The sequence below is a fragment of the Collimonas fungivorans genome, assembly GCF_001584145.1.
Taxonomy (GTDB): domain Bacteria; phylum Pseudomonadota; class Gammaproteobacteria; order Burkholderiales; family Burkholderiaceae_D; genus Collimonas; species Collimonas fungivorans.
The window spans coordinates 4,715,499-4,732,653 of sequence record NZ_CP013232.1 but is presented as its reverse complement, the minus strand read 5'-3'; the positions used below and the strand labels follow the sequence as shown (position 1 = coordinate 4,732,653).

Here is a 17,155-nt window from a genome sequence, read left to right as displayed (position 1 = left end):
CGGCCCCTGCTAAGCGGGCCGTCTTCGTCCGGCCACGCTGGCTGGACGAACTTGCCGTCCGAATTTACCGTTTTACCGAGAAAATAAAATGCGCTATCCAAGTCATGCGTTGCGACGCACCCTGAGCCTGGCCTTATTGTGTGTTGCGGGCTGGCTGACGATGTTGCCGGCACAGGCCGGCGTGGTGATCGGCGGCACGCGCCAGGTCTATCCGGCGCAGAGCCGGGAAATCACCATCCAGCTGACCAACGACGATAAGAAGCTGCCGCGCCTGGTGCAAGTATGGCTCGACAGCGGCAATGAAAAACTGACGCCGGAACAGAGCGATGTGCCGTTTACTATCACGCCGCCGGTGTTCCGCATGGAACCTGGCAAAAGCCAGTCTTTGCGCATGGTCTATACCAAGGAGCCGCTGCCGGCCGACAAGGAATCGGCATTCTGGCTGAATGTGCTGGAGGTGCCGCCCAAGCTGGAGAACGGCGAGAACCAGCTGCGTTTCGGCTTCCGCATCCGCACCAAGGTGTTTTTCCGTCCCCAGGGTTTGCCCGGCACGCCGCAAGATGCGGCAGCCCAGCTGCGCTGGTCCTTGCTCAAGACCGAGCAGGGCAGTGTGCTGGAAGTGCGCAATCCCACCCCTTATTACGTGTCGTTCCAGGATGTCGCCTTGGCGCTTGGCGCCCAGCCCGACGCCCGCTTGAACCACAGCGACCAGTATGAAATGGTGGCCCCCGGCGGCAGCCAGCGTTACCTGCTCAAGGACAAGGTAGCCACCTTGCCGGCCGGCGCCCATGTGCAGTTTTCGATGATCAATGATTACGGCGCTTTCGTGCCGATGCAAGCGGCGTTGCAGCCGTAGGGTGGGCACCTGTGCCCACGCTGGCTGAACCGCAATGACCGGGCACACGCCCGGATAGATATGTATGTGATTTGAATTTCCGCGTGGGCACAGCAAGTACCAGCGCCCACCCCACCGATTTTAGGAAAAATTATGCCGTCACCAAGCAAGCCGAACACCCGCCGTACCGCAGCTGCCGAACCGCTGCTGCAGCCGCGCTTGCTGAGCTTGCTGATCGGCGGCATGTTTTCCGGCGTGCTGGCGGCGCCCGCTATGGCCGCAGAACCTAAAGCTGCGGCGATGTCGTTCGACGCCGGCATGTTTGCCAACGGCGGCATGGCAGGGGCCGATTTTTCGCGCTTTGAAAAAGGCAACGTGGTGTTGCCCGGGACCTATCGCGTCGATGTGATCGTCAATGAAAACCTGCAAGGGCGGCGCGATGTCCGCTTCGGCGCCGTCGATGGCAAGGATAGCGCGGCAGCCTGTTTCGACCGCGCCATGCTGGTGCAGCTGGGCGTCGATCCGGACAAGGTGGCGCGCGGCGGCGGCCGTCCCGGTGCGGCCGACACGGCTGACGTGGTTGAGCGGCAGATCCCGGAAGGCCCGCTGTGCGGCGACCTGGATAACTGGATACCGGGCGCCACCACCGCCTTCGATGCCGGCCAGCAGGTATTGTCGGTCAGCATTCCGCAAATCTTCATGAACCTGTCGGCGCGCGGTTATGTCGATCCGGCGCATTGGGACAACGGCATCAACGCCGCCATGTTGTCATACAATTTCAGCAGCGCCGCCGCCACCAGCGGCGACGGTGGCACGCAATCCTACCTGGGCTTGACGGCCGGCGTGAACATGGGCGAATGGCGTTTGCGCCACCAGGGTTCGCAGGGATGGAATTCACAGCGCGGCCGCACTGCCTACCAGAACACGGCGACCTATCTGCAGCGCAGCATCGCCGGCATCCAATCGCAGCTGGTCATCGGCGACAGCTTCAGCAGCGGCCAGATCATGGACAGCGTGCGCCTGCGCGGCGTCCGCCTGGCCTCGGACGACCGCATGCTGCCGCAATCGCAGCAAGGCTATGCGCCGGTGGTGCGCGGGATTGCCGAGAGCAACGCCACGGTCAGCATCCACCAGAACGGCTACAAGATTTATGAAACCACGGTGGCGCCCGGGCCGTTTGTCATCGACGATCTTTATCCTACCGGTTACGGCGGCGACCTGACGGTCACGGTGACCGAGGCCAGCGGCCGCAAGAATACCTTTGTCGTGCCTTACGCAGCGCTGCCGCAATTACTGCGCGCCGATACCACCAAGTACAGCGTGGCCGCCGGCCAGCTGAAACAATATGGCGTCGAAGGCGATACGCCGTTCGTGATGCAGGCCACGCTGCAGCATGGCGTCAGCAACGCCGTCACCCTGTACGGCGGCGCCACCGTCTCCAACGGCTATACGCAAGCCAAGCTCGGCACCGCGTTCGCTACGCCAGTCGGCGCGATCTCGATGGATGCCACGGCCTCGCGCACCAGCGTGCCGGGCCACGGCGCGTTGCAGGGGCAAAGCTATGGCGTTGCTTACAACAAGAACATCCCGGAAACGGGCACCAATTTCGCGCTCGGCGCCTATCGTTTTTCGACCAGCGGCTACCTGAGCTTGCCGGATGCAGTGAACCTGCGCGACCTCGCCAGCCGCGGCCAGGATATCAACCAGTATGCGCGCCAGAAGAGCCGCCTCGACCTCAGCCTGAGCCAGAAAGTCGGCCCGGGCACGCTCAGCCTGTACGGCAGTTCGGTCGACTATTGGGGCAGCCGCCAGGGACGCCAGACCTCGTTTTCCGCCGGCTATGGTTCAACCTGGAGCAGCGTCAGCTGGAACCTGTCGGTGCAGCGTTCGCGCATCCAGGCCGCGCCGCTGGATGGGGAAGGGCAGCAGCAAAGCGACAGCGTTTTCTTCGGCCCGGGTTACGACAAAGGCCGCATCGACAACAGCATCATGCTGACCCTGAGCATGCCGCTAGGCCGTGCTGTCCGTGCGCCCAACCTGACCAGCACGCTGACCCGCAACAGCGGCGACCAGAGTAGCAACCGGCTCAATGTCGGCGTCAACGGCAGCCTGGGCGAGCAGGGCAACATCAACTATGCCGTTTCCGCCGACCACCGCAGCGGCGACGGTGGCAGCAGCAATGCCTTTAACCTCAGCGGCGGCTATCGCGGCAGCAGCGCCCTGTTACGAGCCGGCTACAGCCAGTACGGCGACCGCGGCCAACTCTCGTTCGGCGCCGACGGCGGCGTGGTGGTGCATGGCGGCGGCGTGGCGCTGGCGCAGAGCCTGGGCGACACCATCGGCCTGGTGCATGCGCCGGATGCCGAAGGCGCCGGCCTCACCAACGTTTCCAACGTCAGCCTGGACCGCCGCGGCTACGGCGTGGTGCCGTACCTGACGCCGTTCCAGAACAATGTCGTCGGCGTCGATCCCAAGGGCACGGCCGACAGCGTCGAGCTGAAGGAAACCACGCAGACCGTGGCGCCGACGCTGGGCGCGGTCAGCCTGCTCAAGTTCGAAACGGTCAGCGGCCGCGCCGTGGTGCTCAAGGCCATGCAGCAGGATGGCAAGCCGATGCCGTTTGCGGCTGAGGTGCTGGATGAAGCCGGGCAAGCGGTCGGGGTGGTCGGGCAGGGCAGCAAGGCTTTCGTGCGCGGCGTTGCCGATAGCGGCAGCCTGACCGTCAAGTGGGGTGATGCGCCAGGCAGCCAGTGCCGCATCAGCTATGTGCTGCCGCCGGAAGGCAAGCGGCAAATGAATGCAACCCTGGCCGAGGGAGTTTGCAGCCCCCGTCCATGAGCGATTGTCTTGCATGCGAGCAGGTAGGGTGGGCACCTGTGCCCACGCGGACGGTACGTAGCTCGAACGCTCGCGGCACGAACGCCTGGGGCACTGCGTGGGCACGGGTGCCCACCCTACTGCTTTTAGATATCGAACGAAGAAATTTTATATAGAGAGCCATTGCATGAAGAAAATATTATTAACCGGGGTAGCTTGTTTATTGGCGACCTACTCATTGCCCTCGATGGCTGCGTGTTCTGCTCTCAACGGATGGAGCGGGAAAACAATAACCTTCAACTTCCCTGCGACCATCCCTGTTCAAAGAGATTTGCCGGTTGGCAGCACTATATCTTCAATAATTACACCTTTGGTGGCCGGCACCCAGGAGTATCTGAGTTGTACAGGCGCTAGCACTTTATTAAATTCGGCCTATACAAACGGCTGGGTTCCAGTGAGTGGCATTGCCCCGACAAATGTGGCGGGTGTCGGAATCCGTATTACGTTTGTCAACCAGACCACTCCACGAGTTGTTCCATTTGAGCTAGCTACCATCGCTGGAACCTTTTCATTGATTAATGCAAATTGGACCGTCGAACTGATCAAAACCGGCCCTGTTTCTGCTGGACAGATAACTCTGGGCCGGTATGCGGGTTTTGCTGTTAAGAGCAACTATTGGATTACTTATATCAATGCAGGAAGCGGGGGACAAATCGTTCCTGTCTCTTGTTCCGTCTCCAACGCCGCGATCTCGGTGCCGCTGGGGGACGTCAATCTGAACAGGTTTACCGGTCCCGGCGCCACTGTGGAGACGCCCGGCTCCAATTTTAACGTTGCTCTTGATTGTGATGCCGGAACCAGGGTCAATATCACGCTGGACGGCACTCACGACAGTTCCGGCATCGCGGGCGTGTTGGCATTGTCTCCTTCGGCCGGCACGACCGCGCAAGGCGCGGGGGTGCAGCTGGTGCATGGCGGTACTCCGGTTGCCTTGGGCGTTCCCATCGCTACCGGCACTGCCGCAGCGGCAGGAACCTACAACATCCCGCTGGTTGCGCGGTATTACCAGACGGCAGCCACTGTCAACCCTGGCGTGGCTAACAGCGCTGCCACATTCACCATGACCTACAACTGAGCCGGACATGACTACCCATAGTTTTTAAGGCTAGGCTGAACTGGATTACCTGATATGCAATGAGTGTTACGCTCAGTGATAGAGTTGTTGCAACAGGAGATTTGCCTATGTCAGCGGTGACATTTGATACACATGAATTTGTTAAAACCCTTGAGGCGGCCGGCGTGCCGGCATTGCAGGCCGAGGCCATCTCCAATGCAGTAAAAAAAGCGCACGAATCGGCGGAGCTGGCCACCAAGGCCGATTTACGCGAGCTGGAGCTAAGCCTGACTGTCAAGCTTGGCGCCATAGTGGTAGTAGCACTAGGTGTTTTCAGTGCGTTGTTGAAGTGGATTGCCTGAGCGTTTTTTTTGCATTCCTGTTCCCACGCTTCTAATAAACAATGAATTCATCCCTTTGCCAAGGCGTCATTACTTGAAGCAGCCGGCTGCCGGTAGGGTGGGCACCCCGTGCCCACGCGGACCGTCGATCATGCGAGAAGTGCATACAGCGTGGGCAGAAAACCTGCCCACGCTACAACTACAACGACTTGAGGAAAGCCAGCAGCGCATCGCGATCCGTCGCCGACAGGGCCTGGAAGCGCTGGCGGGAACGATCCGCTTCGCCGCCGTGCCAGAGGATGGCCTCGGTCAGGCTGCGGGCACGGCCATCATGCAGATAGCCGACCTTGGCGCTGTTGCCCATCACCTTGTCGGTGTAACCGATACCCCACAAAGGCGCCGTACGCCACATGCCGCCTTTGGCCTGGCCTTCGGTAAACTTGTCGGCCAGGTCTGTGCCCATGTCATGCAGCAGCAAGTCGGTATAGGGATGGATCGTCTGGTTGCGCAACTCGGCAAACAGATGGCCCGGTCCGGTCTTCATCTCTGTCGCATGGCAGGCGGTGCAGCGTATGCCCTGGAAGACCTTGGAGCCGGTGCTTACTTGCGCCGGATCGACGCGGTGTTCATCCAGCGGCGCCACGCCCTTGGGGAAACCGCTGGCGATACTGCGCTGGGCCGGCACGCCAACCAGTGACAGATAGTTGGAAATCGATTGCAGGTCGGATTCCGAGATGCCCTTTTGCGCCCCGGCGGCAGCGCAGCCGGCAGGGTCGGTGTTGCAGGCACGGTTGGGGTAGACCGGCGATGTGACAGCCATGTCCAGCAGCAGCGCGGAAGCGGCCTGCTGGCGCAGCGTCGCCTTGGATGCCTTCCAGCCGAAACGGCCCACACGCACGGCGCCTGACTCCGGATCGAAAACGAAGTTAGGCTGGCCCTTGACGCCATCCGCATCCGGCACGGTCCGGGCGCGCGCCAGGATGTCCGCTTCCGGCACGGCTTCCAGCAAGCCGGTGCCAATCATCGGTTGCGCGGCGCGCAGCGAGACTGCATCCGGCAGCGGCCCCTCGAAGACCAGCGTCGGTTTGCGCAGTTCGACTGCCGTGCCGTCGGCCAGCTGCACCGAACGCGATTCGAAGCCGCCGACGCTGACGCTGTTGCCCCAGTTCTGCGAGGTTCCGCTGGCCGACACGCCATTCATCTGGACCGCGGTGCCGTACTGCGGATGCGGCAGCTGCTGCCCCGAGCCATCGATCATCGCGACACGGACCGACATGCTGTCGAGCCGCTGGTTCAATCCGCCCGGCGCGATGCTGCGGCCGTTGTTGACGTGGCAGGCGATACAGGCGGACTGGTTGAAGCGTCCGCCCTGCAGCCCGACAGCCGGCGCGTAGCGGTCATTGCCCGGCTCGTTGTGGTCGCCGGTGGTGAAGTTGGTATGCACCAGGCGCCGGCCTTCGACGAAGCGCTGCATGTTCTGCATGCCGACATTGTTCTGCGGCTGCTGGAACATGAACAAGCCATTGTCCGAGTAGTTGTAGGATATCGAACCCACCCCGCCCGACAAGGTCTCGGCCGGCAGCGGCACCGAATTCAGGCGCGGCTGTACGCCGTACCAGGGCCGCAGGCCGGTTCCCACCACGTAGATCCATTCGGCCGAATAGTAGCGGATGCCGCCGTCGTCGCCTTTGGCCAGCATGGCGTCCTTGGTCGAGAAGAACGATGGCGAGACTTCGATGATGTCGCCCACCACCAGCGGCCGTCCGGGGACGTTGCCGCCATTCGGGAAGCCGTCGGCGCCAAGCGCGCCATGCCCCGGGTAGCCGCTGACAATCAGGCTGCAACCGTTGTTATATATGCCGGCGTTAGCCAGTTTGCCGTTCGGCGGGTAGGGCACGGATGGGCAGATGGTGAGATTGCGGTCGACCAGCTCGCCTGGATTCATCCAGCCGTAACCGGTAACGCCAGGCCGGTCGAAGGCGCGGAACCATGCCACGCCGCCAGGCAGCTGGTCTTGCTGGAAGTACTGGTTGACTTTCAGCGTCGGCTTGGTCACACCCGCCACGCGGCTATTGTCGACCACCTCGAAACCCCAGGTGCGGTTCTTGAAATACTGAGGCACAAAAGTCAGGTAATTGCCCGGACCTTTGTCCACCGCTGCGCCGGTGGCGGGGTCGACGGTATCATTAGGGCCGTAGCCGATCTCGTTCCAGTCCTCGCCGCGCTCGCGGCCGTGGCGGGCCAGGCCGCGCGCACCGAAGCGGGTGACCAGGGTGCCGTCGGGCAGCGTGAACTGCAGAGTTTCCAGCGGCTCGGCCGATCCCGGCAATGGCGCCCAGCCGCTGCCGCTGGCAGGGAATTTCAGGGCCGATGTGGCGTTGTTGGGCAGCGTGTTGTCGCTGCCCGGCGTCTTGAACTGCACCTCGAACAGCGAATAGCCATACTGCGTGGCGCGGGCCACACCCTGCAAGCGGATATAGCGGGCATTGACGCCGAGGTTGAAGAATTCCTCGGTGCCGCCCTGGCCGTTGCTCACGTAGCGCAACTGCGACCAGGTCACGCCGTCATCCGACACGCGCAGCGCGTACTGCTTGCCGTAGGAGTTTTCCCAAAGCAGCTTCATGTAGCCGACCTGCGTCTTGGCGCCGAAGTCGAACTGGATCCAGGCGCCGTCCTCGGAGGCGCTGGACCAGCGCGTAGTCATTTTGCCGTCGATCGCCATGGCCGCCGACAAGCCTTGGTTTTCCAGGGCCGACGAAGTCGCCGCGACGGGCGTGATGATCAGGCCCGGTTTGCTGGTGTCGGCCGGCACCGGTACAGGATCGGTGACCGGCGGCGCAACCGGGGCGCCGGAGAAAGCCTGGATCTCCAGGATCGAATAGCCGTACTGGGTCGAACGTTTGATGCCCTTCATGCGCAGGAAGCGGCCCTGGCCCGAGAGCCCGGTCCAGTCTTCGGAGCCGCCGCCGCTGTTGTCCACGGTCTTGATCGTGGTCCAGTTGGCGTTGTCGTCGGAAACCTGCAGCAGGTATTGCAGAGCGTGCGCGTTTTCCCAGTCGATATGGACGCGGTTGATGACCTGCGATGTGCCGAAATCCAGCGTCAGGTATTCGTCGTCGGAGAAGCCGCTGCCCCAGCGTGTGCTCTCGTTGTGGTCAATGGCCGCAGCGGCGGACAGGTCGCCGCGTTCCGCCGAACTGGCGCTGGCGCTCACAGGCGTCAGCACGGTTTCCGCCGCCGAGCTCGCCGCGGCCAGGGCCTTGGACGACTTGCCCGCGGCATCCTGGGCTGCAGGGTCGTCGCTGCCTCCTCCGCCGCAGGCTGCGAGCAGCAATGCCAGGGCGAGGGGCAGCATTTGTGTCGACAGCTTGCATAACGGTCCGAAATTCGGCTCCAATTTCAGCCGGCGCTGAGATGGCACTTTGTTCATGATGCATTCCTTTGTTTTTGTTATGACGTTCTCGTCAAAAAACGATTTGTTTAGCTGGCTGAATAAACGGGCCACGCTGGCGGTACGGGAACTTGCATATGAGCAAGTGTTGTACCAGCAATATTGACGGTGTTTTTTTGGACATTTGGTGGCAATAAAAAATTTATTGCCACTGATTGGTCAACGACTGACATTTTTTGTCGTCGGAACGGATGTTTGCGGCAAGCAGATGGTTTATTTTGTTTAGCAACTCAACGTTGACATCGTTTTCAAGCATGTAAAGGACATGTAGAGCGAAGATGTGGATTCGTTGGGTGGGCACTCTGTGCCTGCGCGGAACGTCGATCATTTGAGGAGCCAATTCAGAGTGGACACAGGTGCCCACCCTACGCCATGCCGTTTCGGCCCTTGTCCTGCTGTCTTCATGATCGATTCATGATCGTGGAAAAATCGGGCATCATGCATGATTCTCAGACTCGTAGGGTGGGCACCCCGTGCCCACGCGGAACGTCGATCATCCGAGGAGTTAATTCAGCGTGGGCACAAGTGCCCACCCTACGTTATGCATTCTGGCCCTTGTCCTGGTGTCTTCATGATCGATTCATGATCGTGTAAATAAAACCGGGCATCATGCATGACCCTCCGAGGCATGCCAGCCATGCCGTTAAAGTGGTATGGGGCTTACTAAACAGGGTAGAAGCACGCTATTATTGCAGCGCAGAAATTTTACGGAATATCCTTGATGGTGGTTTTTCGATAACATTTGACGGATATTTCCCGCGATTTGGCCCGATTGCATTTCATCCCGTGTTTTAGCCGGTTTATCCCCACGATTCGGCAGCTTGTCGCAATCGCATACCGGACAGCAATTTTCCTCTTTACAGTGTCGGCACACGCTGTACATTGGAGAGTTGCAGCAAATAGCCAGAGACAGCGTTACACCCAGTAAAGCAGCACAAAACAATTAAAAATCCCGCATTTGGGAGCCCCTCAAAAAATCATGTAAGGGAAAAGGATGCGTTTATTCAAGATGCTCGGCAGCGTACCCCTGCTGTCCGTGATCGCCGGCTGTGTTGTCGGGCCTACCTACCAGGAGCCCACGCCAGCTACCTCATCACAAGCGGTGCTGCCGCAATTCCAGGCCAGCCTGCCGCCAACCGCCGCCAATGGCAATGCTGCGGCCAACCTGACGGACTGGTGGTCGCAGTTCGACGACCCGTTGGTGAGCGAGCTGGTGGCTACGGCCCAGGCCAGCAACCCAAGTCTGGCGCAGGCCCTGGCGCGTATCGCGCAGGCACGCGCCGCGGCGGGTTCCGCCGGCAGTGCGCTCTTTCCTTCGGTGGCCGCCGACGCCAGCAGCACACGCAGCAAATCCCTCTCCGGCACCACCGGCCTGGGCAGCGCCAGCATCATCACCACCAACAGCACTGCCGCCTTCGACGCCAGCTGGGAACTTGACCTGTTTGGCGGCAAGCGCAAGACGGCCGAAGCTGCCAATGCGCGCGTGTTCGCCCGCAACGCCGACTGGTACGGCGCCAAAGTGTCGCTGGCGGCGGAAGTCGGCAGCACCCTGGTGAACTACCGCGCCTGCGTGGCCACTGCGGCGATGCTGGCGCAGGACCTGAAGTCGCGCGAACAGACCGCCCAGCTGACGGCGCTGAAAGTCAAGGCTGGCTTTACGGCGCCGGCGGACGGTGCGCTGATCAACGGCTCCACCGCGGACGCCCGGCAAAAACTGGTGGTGCAGCGTACCGAGTGCGATCTTGATATCAAGGCCCTGGTGGCGCTGACCGACATTCCCGAACCGGCCTTGCGCACCAAGCTTGCGGTCAACGAGCGTCTGCCAACGCCGCGCGGCTTCGTGGTCGAGAGCGTACCGGCACAGGCCTTGTCGCAACGGCCTGACATCGCTGTCGCCGAGCGCGAACTGGCGGCCGCCAGCGCCGAGATCAATGTCGCCCAGGCCAACCGCTATCCGAGCCTTTCGCTGCTGGGCAGCATCGGCATAGGCGGCTTCCGCTTCGACGGCAGCAGCTCCCGTTCCGACACCTGGTCGTTCGGTCCTTCGCTCAAGCTGCCGCTGTTCGATGCCGGATTGCTCAGGGCGCAAGTCGACCTGGCGCGCGGCCGTTACGACGAGGCCTATGCCGGCTACCAGCTGCAGGTGCGCAGCGCAGCGCGTGAAATCGAAGAAGCGCTGGTGCGGCTGGATGCGGCTGCGCGGCGCGAAGACGATGCGGCGCTGGCGGCGAAGGAATACGAGAGCTACTTCCGCGCCAACGACGACAAATTCAAGGCCGGCAGCGGCAGCCTGTTTGAACTGGAAGATGCGCGCCGGACTTTCCTGTCGGCGCAGCAGACTCAAATCAGCGTACAACGTGAACACGTTACCGCCTGGATTGCGCTCTACAAGGCCCTGGGCGGCGGCTGGCGCAATGGCAAGGAGCAGGCAGCAGTTCCGCCAGCGACGCCTGCGGGCACGCCAGGCACCGATCGTTCTTAATACTATCCGTAAAGAATCCTGTCATGAAAAAGCCATCTTTCAAGCAAGCAGCAATCGTCGCCGCCGTGGTCGTGATCGCCAGCGGCGCATTCTGGGCCACTACCAGCAACCACGCAAAATCCGGCGACAAGGAACCCGCCAAGCCGAAGGCGTCGCTCACCGTCACCACCACCAAGGCGCAAACCATCGACTGGCCGCTGTCCCTCACCGCCAACGGCAGCATCGCGGCCTGGCAGGAAGCCGTGGTCGGCAGCGAGCTGGGCGGTTTGCTGCTGGCGGAAGTGCGAGTCAACGTCGGTGATGTGGTCAAACGCGGCCAGGTGCTGGCGCGCTTCACCAATGAAAGCGTGGCGGCCCAGGTGGCCCAGCAAAAAGCCGCGGTGGAAGAAGCGCGCGCCGCCTTGTCGGAAGCCGACGCCAATGCCGAACGGGCGCGCACCCTGGTCAACAGCGGCGCCTTGAGCGGCCAGCAGACCACCCAATACGAAGTGGCCGAACGCAGCGCCAAAGCGCGTTTGCTGTCGGCCCAGGCCGCCCTGGAAATGCAGCAGATCCGGCTGCGCCAGACCGAGGTTATCGCGCCTGACGACGGCGTCATTTCTTCGCGCAGCGCAACCGTCGGCGCGGTGGCGTCGCAAGGCCAGGAACTATTCAAGCTGATCCGCCAGAGCCGCCTCGAATGGCGCGCCGAAGTCAACGCTACCGACCTGCTGCAGATCAAGGTCGGGCAGGCGGTGAAGCTGCGTGTCACCAACGGCGTGCTGGTCGACGGCAAGGTGCGCATGATTGCGCCGACGGTGGATCCGGCTACCCGCAACGCGCTGGTGTATGTCGACCTGCCGGTGCCAGGCAGCGCGCACGCCGGCATGTTCGGCACCGGCCAGTTCCTGCTCGGCCGCGCCGAGGCGCTGACTCTGCCGCAAAGCGCGGTGGTGATGCGCGACGGCTTCAGTTATGTCTACCAGCTGGGCAAGGACGATAAAGTCATCCAGACCAAGGTCAACCTGGGACGGCGGGTCGGCGAACGGATTGAAGTGGTCGACGGCGCCAGCAGCATCACGCCGGCCATGGTGCTGATTGAAAAGGGCGCGGGCTTCCTGGCCGACGGCGACACCGTGCGCGTGGCTAATCCGGTTGCAGGTTCGGCGGCGAATCCAGCCGACACTAAGCCGGCCGCTGCCAACGCCGCGCCGCTGGCCTTGAAGTAACCCGGGAGCCGCCATGAATTTTTCCGCTCTGTCGATCAAGCACCCGGTTCCCGCCATCCTGCTGTTCATCATGCTCACCGTCATGGGGCTAATGAGTTTCAAAAGCATGCTGGTCCAGGATTCGCCCGATATCGATTTTCCCTTCATTTCGGTTTCCACCGCCTTGCCGGGCGCTTCGCCCTCGCAGCTGGAAACCGAGGTGGCGCGCAAGATTGAAAATTCGGTCGCTACCGTCACCGACATCCGCCATATCTACACCACCATCAACGATGGCGTGGTCAACATCAATATCGAATTCCGCCTGGAAAAAGACATCCAGGAAGCCATGGACGATATACATGATGCGGTCAACCGCGTGCGCAGCGATTTGCCGATCGACGTCCGCGATCCGGTCTACGGCAAGGCCAGCACCTCGGGCCAGCCTATCATCACCTACACCGTCAAGTCCGAACAGCTGGATGAAGAAGCCCTGTCCTGGTTTGTCGACAACGAGGTTTCCAAGGCCTTGCTGTCGGTGCCTGGCGTCGGCAAGATCGCCCGCGTCGGCGGCGTCAACCGTGAAGTGCTGGTGGAACTCGATCCGGAGCGGATGGCGGCCCTGAACGTGTCGGCAGCGCAGATCTCGCGCCAGCTGCAGCGGGTGCAACAGGAAGCGCCGGGCGGCAAGGCCGATATCAGCGGCGCCCGGCAATCGGTGCGCACCATCGGCACGGTCGGCAATGTGGCGGAAATCGCTGCCTTGCAGATGGCTTTGCCGGACGGCCATGTGATCCGCCTGGACCAGGTCGCCAAGGTGACCGACGGCGTCGGCGAACGCACCGCCATCACGCTGCTCGACGGCAAGCCGGTGGTCGGTTTTGAAATCACGCGCAGCAAGGGTTCCAGCGAAATCACGGTATCCAAGGCAGTAAAGAAAGCGGTCGCGGCGCTGGGCGAGAAAGCTTCCCATGTGAAGATCGAGGAAGCCTTCAACAACGTCGACGCGGTCCAGGAAAACTATGACGGCTCCATGTCGCTGTTGTATGAAGGCGCGCTGCTGGCGGTGCTGGTGGTCTGGTTCTTCCTGCGCGACTGGCGCGCGACGCTGGTGGCCGCGGCGGCGCTGCCGCTGTCGATCATCCCGACCTTCATGGTGATGAACTATCTCGGCTTCACCCTCAACGGCGTGACCTTGCTGTCGCTGGCGCTGGTGATCGGTATCCTGGTCGACGATGCGATCGTTGAAATCGAAAACATCGTGCGCCACCTGCGCATGGGCAAGACGCCGTACCAGGCGGCGATGGAAGCTGCCGACGAAATCGGCCTGGCGGTGGTGGCGACTACCTTTACGCTGGTGGCGGTGTTCCTGCCGACGGCGTTCATGAGCGGCATTGTCGGCAAATATTTCAAGCAGTTCGGCTGGACCGCGGCGATTGCGGTGACCACCTCGCTGGTGGTGGCGCGGCTGCTGACGCCGATGATGGCGGCGTACCTGCTCAAGCCTATCCTGCATGAAAAGAAGGAAAGCCGCCTGATGGCCAAGTACCTGGTGATCGCGTCCTGGTGCATGCGGCACCGGGTCAAGACCATGGGCATGGCGGCGCTGTTTTTTATCGCATCGCTGGCGATGATCCCGTTCCTGCCGACCGGCTTCATCCCGGCCAGCGACCGCGGCCAGACGCAAGTGACCCTGGAACTGCCGCCCGGCAGCATCCTGGAGAACACCCGCGCCAGCGCCGAGTATGCGCGCAGCTTGCTGCTGACTAACAAGGATGTATCGCAGGTATACAGTGCGATCGGCGGCGACGATGCGCGGCGCGCCACCCTGACCGTGCTGCTCAAGGATCCGCCGGAGCGCAAGAAGAAACAGAGCGAAGTCGATATCGAGCTGCGCAAGCTGCTGACCAAGTTGCCTGGATTGCGCTACACCGTCGGCGCCGGCGGCAACGGCGAGGAATTGCAGCTGCTGCTGTCGGGCGACGATCCGCAGGCGCTGAGCGCGGTGACGCAGGCGGTGGAGCGCGAGATCCGCACCATTCCCGATCTCGGCAACGTGACGTCCAGCATCAGCCTGGTGCGCCCGGAAATTATCGTCACGCCTAACTTCGCGAAAGCGGCCGACCTTGGCGTCACCGCATCCGCCATCGGCGAAACCTTGCGCATAGCAACCTCGGGCGACTACGACCAGTCGGTCGCCAAGCTGAACCTGCCGGAACGCCAGGTGCCGATCCGGGTGCGCCTGCCGGAAGATGCGCGGCATGACATGAGCGTGCTGGAACGCTTGTCGGTACAAGGCAAGAGCGGCAACGTGCCGCTCAGCTCGGTGGCCGACATCCGCTTCGACAGCGGACCGGCGCGCATCGACCGCATCGACCGCAACCGCCGCGTGATCATCCACGTTGAACTGAACGGCCATGAGCTGGGCGAAGTCATGGACAAGGTCAATGCCTTGCCGAGCCTGAACAACCTGCCGCCTAACGTCAAGCGTGGTGCGTTGGGCGATGCCGAAGTCATGAAGGAGCTGTTCTCCGGCTTTGCCCTGGCGATGCTGACCGGCGTGCTGTGCGTCTACATGGTGCTGGTGCTGCTGTTCAAGGGTTTCCTGCAGCCGGTGACCATCCTGGCGGCGTTGCCTTTGTCCATCGGCGGCGCATTTGCAGCTTTGCTGATCACGCATAACTCGTTTTCCATGCCGTCGCTGATCGGCCTGCTGATGCTGATGGGGATTGCGGTCAAGAATTCGATCCTGCTGGTCGAGTACGCCATCGTGGCGCGGCGCGATCATGGCCTGAACCGCTTTGACGCCTTGATGGATGCTTGCCACAAGCGGGCCCAGCCGATCGTCATGACGACTATCGCGATGGGCGCCGGCATGCTGCCTATCGCGCTGGGACTGGGCGCCGATTCCAGCTTCCGCGGACCGATGGCGATTGCCGTGATCGGCGGCCTGGTGACTTCGACCTTCCTCAGCCTGCTGGTGATTCCCGTGGTGTTCACCTACGTCGACGATTTCCTGGTATGGGCAAGCGGCAAGCTGCGGCGCAAGCACCATGGCGAGCATCGTGATGAAGCAGGAGCCAGCACTGCAGGCGGCAAGCTGCATGCGGCGGAGAAGTAGATTGTTTGCCTGAATTGTTAAAGCGCCCGCGAGGGCGCTTTTTTTTTGTAGGGTGGGCACCTGTGCCCACGCGGACGGCCGGTCATGCGCACAGCGTGGGCACGGGTGCCCACCCTACGGCGCCGGATCACGCATCATGTCTGCCGCCAGCTTCGTGAAGGCGCGTGATGCGGCGCTCTGGTAGCTGTCCTTGCGCCGCAATAGCGCCACCGCGCGATGCGGCAACGCCGGCTTCAGCTGGACTGCCCGCAGGTTCGGGTTTTCGCGGGTGACGGCGTCAGGCAGGATGGTCGCCATGCCTCCCCGGCGCACAATTTCAACGATGGCGGTGATAGTGTTGGCTTCGACCGCGATCCTGGGAGAAATGCCTTGCTGATGCAGATAAGCGTCGACATAGGTCCGCGTTGCAAAGTCTGCGCTCAGCAATGCCAGAGGCTGCTGTTCCAGGTCTTGTACGGTAATCGGAGCAGGGCGCTGCAGCAGCGGATGGCCAAGGCCAACCACTACGCTGAGTTTTTCCGCAAATAGCGGCTGGCAAGTTATTTCGCCCGAGCGGACCTGGCTGAAGGCAATGCCGAGATCGACTTCATCGGTAGCCAGCGCCGCTTCGATCCGGTCCAGCGGCATTTCAATCACGTGCATGGCGATGCCCGGGTAGCTGGCATTGAAAGCGGCGACCAGCGGCCCTGCCAGGTAAGACGTCAAGCTGGGCGTCATCGCCAGGCGCAGGGCGCCGCGCGTCAGGTCCAGCACGTCATGGATAGCGCGTTGCCCCGCCTCCAGTTCCCTTAATGCCCTGCGCGCATGGTCCAGGTAAGCCTCGCCGGCATCGGTCGCGCGCACGATCCTGCCGCTGCGGTCGAGCAGCTGCACGCCCAGGGTCTCTTCCAGCTGTTTTATCTGCTGCGACAAAGTCGGTTGCGACACGTACAGCGCTTCTGCCGCACGCGTGAAATTGCGGTGTTCAACCACGGCCAGCAGATAGCGTATGTGACGTAATAGCATGTTTGATAACTATAGGTATTAGTAATTGAGTTGATTGTATATCGGTCTTGGACGCAATAGTTTGATCGCTCCATCATGGTCTCACTGTTCATCACCCAAGGAGAAACGCCATGAAGTCCATCGTCGAAGGAGTCTTGAAATTCCAGAAAGATGCTTTCCCCGGGCTGTCCGCCCTGTTCAAGCAGCTGGCAACGACCCAGAGCCCCAGTGCGTTGTTCATCACCTGTTCCGACAGCCGCGTCGTGCCGGAACTGCTGACCCAGCAGGATCCGGGCGACATCTTCGTGATCCGCAACGCCGGCAATATAGTTCCTTCCTATAGTTCCGAGCCGGGCGGGGTCACCGCCACGGTCGAATACGCGGTCGCGGTGCTGGGCGTGACCGACATCGTGGTCTGCGGCCATTCCGATTGCGGCGCCATGACCGCCATCTCCAGCTGCAAGTGCCTGGATCACTTGCCGGCGGTAGCCAGCTGGCTGCGCCACGCCGATTCAGCCAAGGTAGTCAATGCAGCGCGCACCCATATTTCACCGGCCGCACGCCTCAGTTCGATGGTGCGTGAAAACGTGATTGCACAACTGGTGAATCTGAAAACCCACCCCTCGGTTGCGCTGGCGCTGGAACAGGGCCGGCTTAACCTGCACGGCTGGGTGTACGACATCGAAACCGGTTCCATCGTGGCGCTGGACGGCGGCAGCAACCGTTTTGTTTCGCTCGCCGAATTCCCGCAGACCGTTGCTACGCAAGCCAAGCGCGGCGCCCTGGTGGCCTGACCTTTTGTATCCCCTCTGTAGTTTTTGCTTCT

The 17,155-nt window shown here is 61.8% G+C and carries 10 protein-coding genes; 8 read left to right on the top strand and 2 right to left on the bottom strand.

Going from position 1 to position 17,155, the window contains the following annotated elements:
• The first annotated feature begins 88 nt into the window (after positions 1 to 88).
• The 4 genes from CFter6_RS20785 to CFter6_RS20770 all read left to right on the top strand — a co-directional run bounded on the left by CFter6_RS20785 (position 89) and on the right by CFter6_RS20770 (position 5,128).
• Complete coding sequence (locus CFter6_RS20785) at positions 89 to 856, top strand: fimbrial biogenesis chaperone (RefSeq protein WP_061541535.1); 768 nt, start codon at positions 89 to 91, stop codon at positions 854 to 856.
• 132 nt (positions 857 to 988) lie between these two features.
• Positions 989 to 3,673, top strand: a complete 2,685-nt coding sequence (locus CFter6_RS20780; RefSeq protein WP_082814920.1) for a fimbria/pilus outer membrane usher protein — start codon at positions 989 to 991, stop codon at positions 3,671 to 3,673.
• A 166-nt stretch (positions 3,674 to 3,839) separates the two neighbouring features.
• Positions 3,840 to 4,787, top strand: a complete 948-nt coding sequence (locus CFter6_RS25210) for a fimbrial protein (protein ID WP_082814919.1) — start codon at positions 3,840 to 3,842, stop codon at positions 4,785 to 4,787.
• A 107-nt stretch (positions 4,788 to 4,894) separates the two neighbouring features.
• Entirely contained in the window at positions 4,895 to 5,128 is a 234-nt protein-coding gene (locus CFter6_RS20770) for a CCDC90 family protein (RefSeq protein ID WP_061541533.1), read from the top strand.
• 178 nt (positions 5,129 to 5,306) lie between these two features.
• On the opposite strand, the gene CFter6_RS20765 is transcribed toward CFter6_RS20770, so the two are convergent.
• Entirely contained in the window at positions 5,307 to 8,537 is a 3,231-nt protein-coding gene (locus CFter6_RS20765; RefSeq protein WP_082814918.1) for a di-heme oxidoredictase family protein, read from the bottom strand.
• A gap of 1,015 nt (positions 8,538 to 9,552) precedes the next feature.
• Between CFter6_RS20765 and CFter6_RS20755 the strand changes: the two genes are divergently transcribed.
• The 3 genes from CFter6_RS20755 to CFter6_RS20745 are packed head-to-tail and all read left to right on the top strand — an operon-like array spanning position 9,553 to position 15,345.
• Complete coding sequence (locus CFter6_RS20755; protein WP_061541531.1) at positions 9,553 to 11,040, top strand: efflux transporter outer membrane subunit; 1,488 nt, start codon at positions 9,553 to 9,555, stop codon at positions 11,038 to 11,040.
• A gap of 23 nt (positions 11,041 to 11,063) precedes the next feature.
• On the top strand, positions 11,064 to 12,248 hold the full coding sequence (locus CFter6_RS20750; protein ID WP_061541530.1) for an efflux RND transporter periplasmic adaptor subunit: 1,185 nt from the start codon (positions 11,064 to 11,066) through the stop codon (positions 12,246 to 12,248).
• 13 nt (positions 12,249 to 12,261) lie between these two features.
• Positions 12,262 to 15,345 (top strand): efflux RND transporter permease subunit, encoded by a 3,084-nt coding sequence (locus tag CFter6_RS20745; protein ID WP_061541529.1) that lies wholly within the window; start codon positions 12,262 to 12,264, stop codon positions 15,343 to 15,345.
• 114 nt (positions 15,346 to 15,459) lie between these two features.
• Here the strand turns inward: CFter6_RS20745 and cynR are convergent, their stop codons facing one another.
• Positions 15,460 to 16,350, bottom strand: coding sequence for a transcriptional regulator CynR (gene cynR / locus CFter6_RS20740; RefSeq protein ID WP_061541528.1), 891 nt, complete (start codon positions 16,348 to 16,350; stop codon positions 15,460 to 15,462).
• Between the two features lie 110 nt (positions 16,351 to 16,460).
• Here cynR and CFter6_RS20735 point away from each other — a divergent pair, with 110 nt between their 5' ends.
• Positions 16,461 to 17,123 (top strand): carbonic anhydrase, encoded by a 663-nt coding sequence (locus CFter6_RS20735; protein WP_061541527.1) that lies wholly within the window; start codon positions 16,461 to 16,463, stop codon positions 17,121 to 17,123.
• The last annotated feature ends 32 nt before the right edge of the window (positions 17,124 to 17,155 follow it).

Bases quoted from the DNA above. Each gene is read 5' to 3' on its own strand.
- CFter6_RS20785 (WP_061541535.1), top strand. From the start codon at position 89: ATGCGCTATCCAAGTCATGCGTTGCGACGCACCCTGAGCCTGGCCTTA.
- CFter6_RS20780 (WP_082814920.1), top strand. From the start codon at position 989: ATGCCGTCACCAAGCAAGCCGAACACCCGCCGTACCGCAGCTGCCGAA.
- CFter6_RS25210 (WP_082814919.1), top strand. From the start codon at position 3,840: ATGAAGAAAATATTATTAACCGGGGTAGCTTGTTTATTGGCGACCTAC.
- CFter6_RS20770 (WP_061541533.1), top strand. From the start codon at position 4,895: ATGTCAGCGGTGACATTTGATACACATGAATTTGTTAAAACCCTTGAG.
- CFter6_RS20765 (WP_082814918.1), bottom strand. From the start codon at position 8,537: ATGAACAAAGTGCCATCTCAGCGCCGGCTGAAATTGGAGCCGAATTTC.
- CFter6_RS20755 (WP_061541531.1), top strand. From the start codon at position 9,553: ATGCGTTTATTCAAGATGCTCGGCAGCGTACCCCTGCTGTCCGTGATC.
- CFter6_RS20750 (WP_061541530.1), top strand. From the start codon at position 11,064: ATGAAAAAGCCATCTTTCAAGCAAGCAGCAATCGTCGCCGCCGTGGTC.
- CFter6_RS20745 (WP_061541529.1), top strand. From the start codon at position 12,262: ATGAATTTTTCCGCTCTGTCGATCAAGCACCCGGTTCCCGCCATCCTG.
- cynR (WP_061541528.1), bottom strand. From the start codon at position 16,350: ATGCTATTACGTCACATACGCTATCTGCTGGCCGTGGTTGAACACCGC.
- CFter6_RS20735 (WP_061541527.1), top strand. From the start codon at position 16,461: ATGAAGTCCATCGTCGAAGGAGTCTTGAAATTCCAGAAAGATGCTTTC.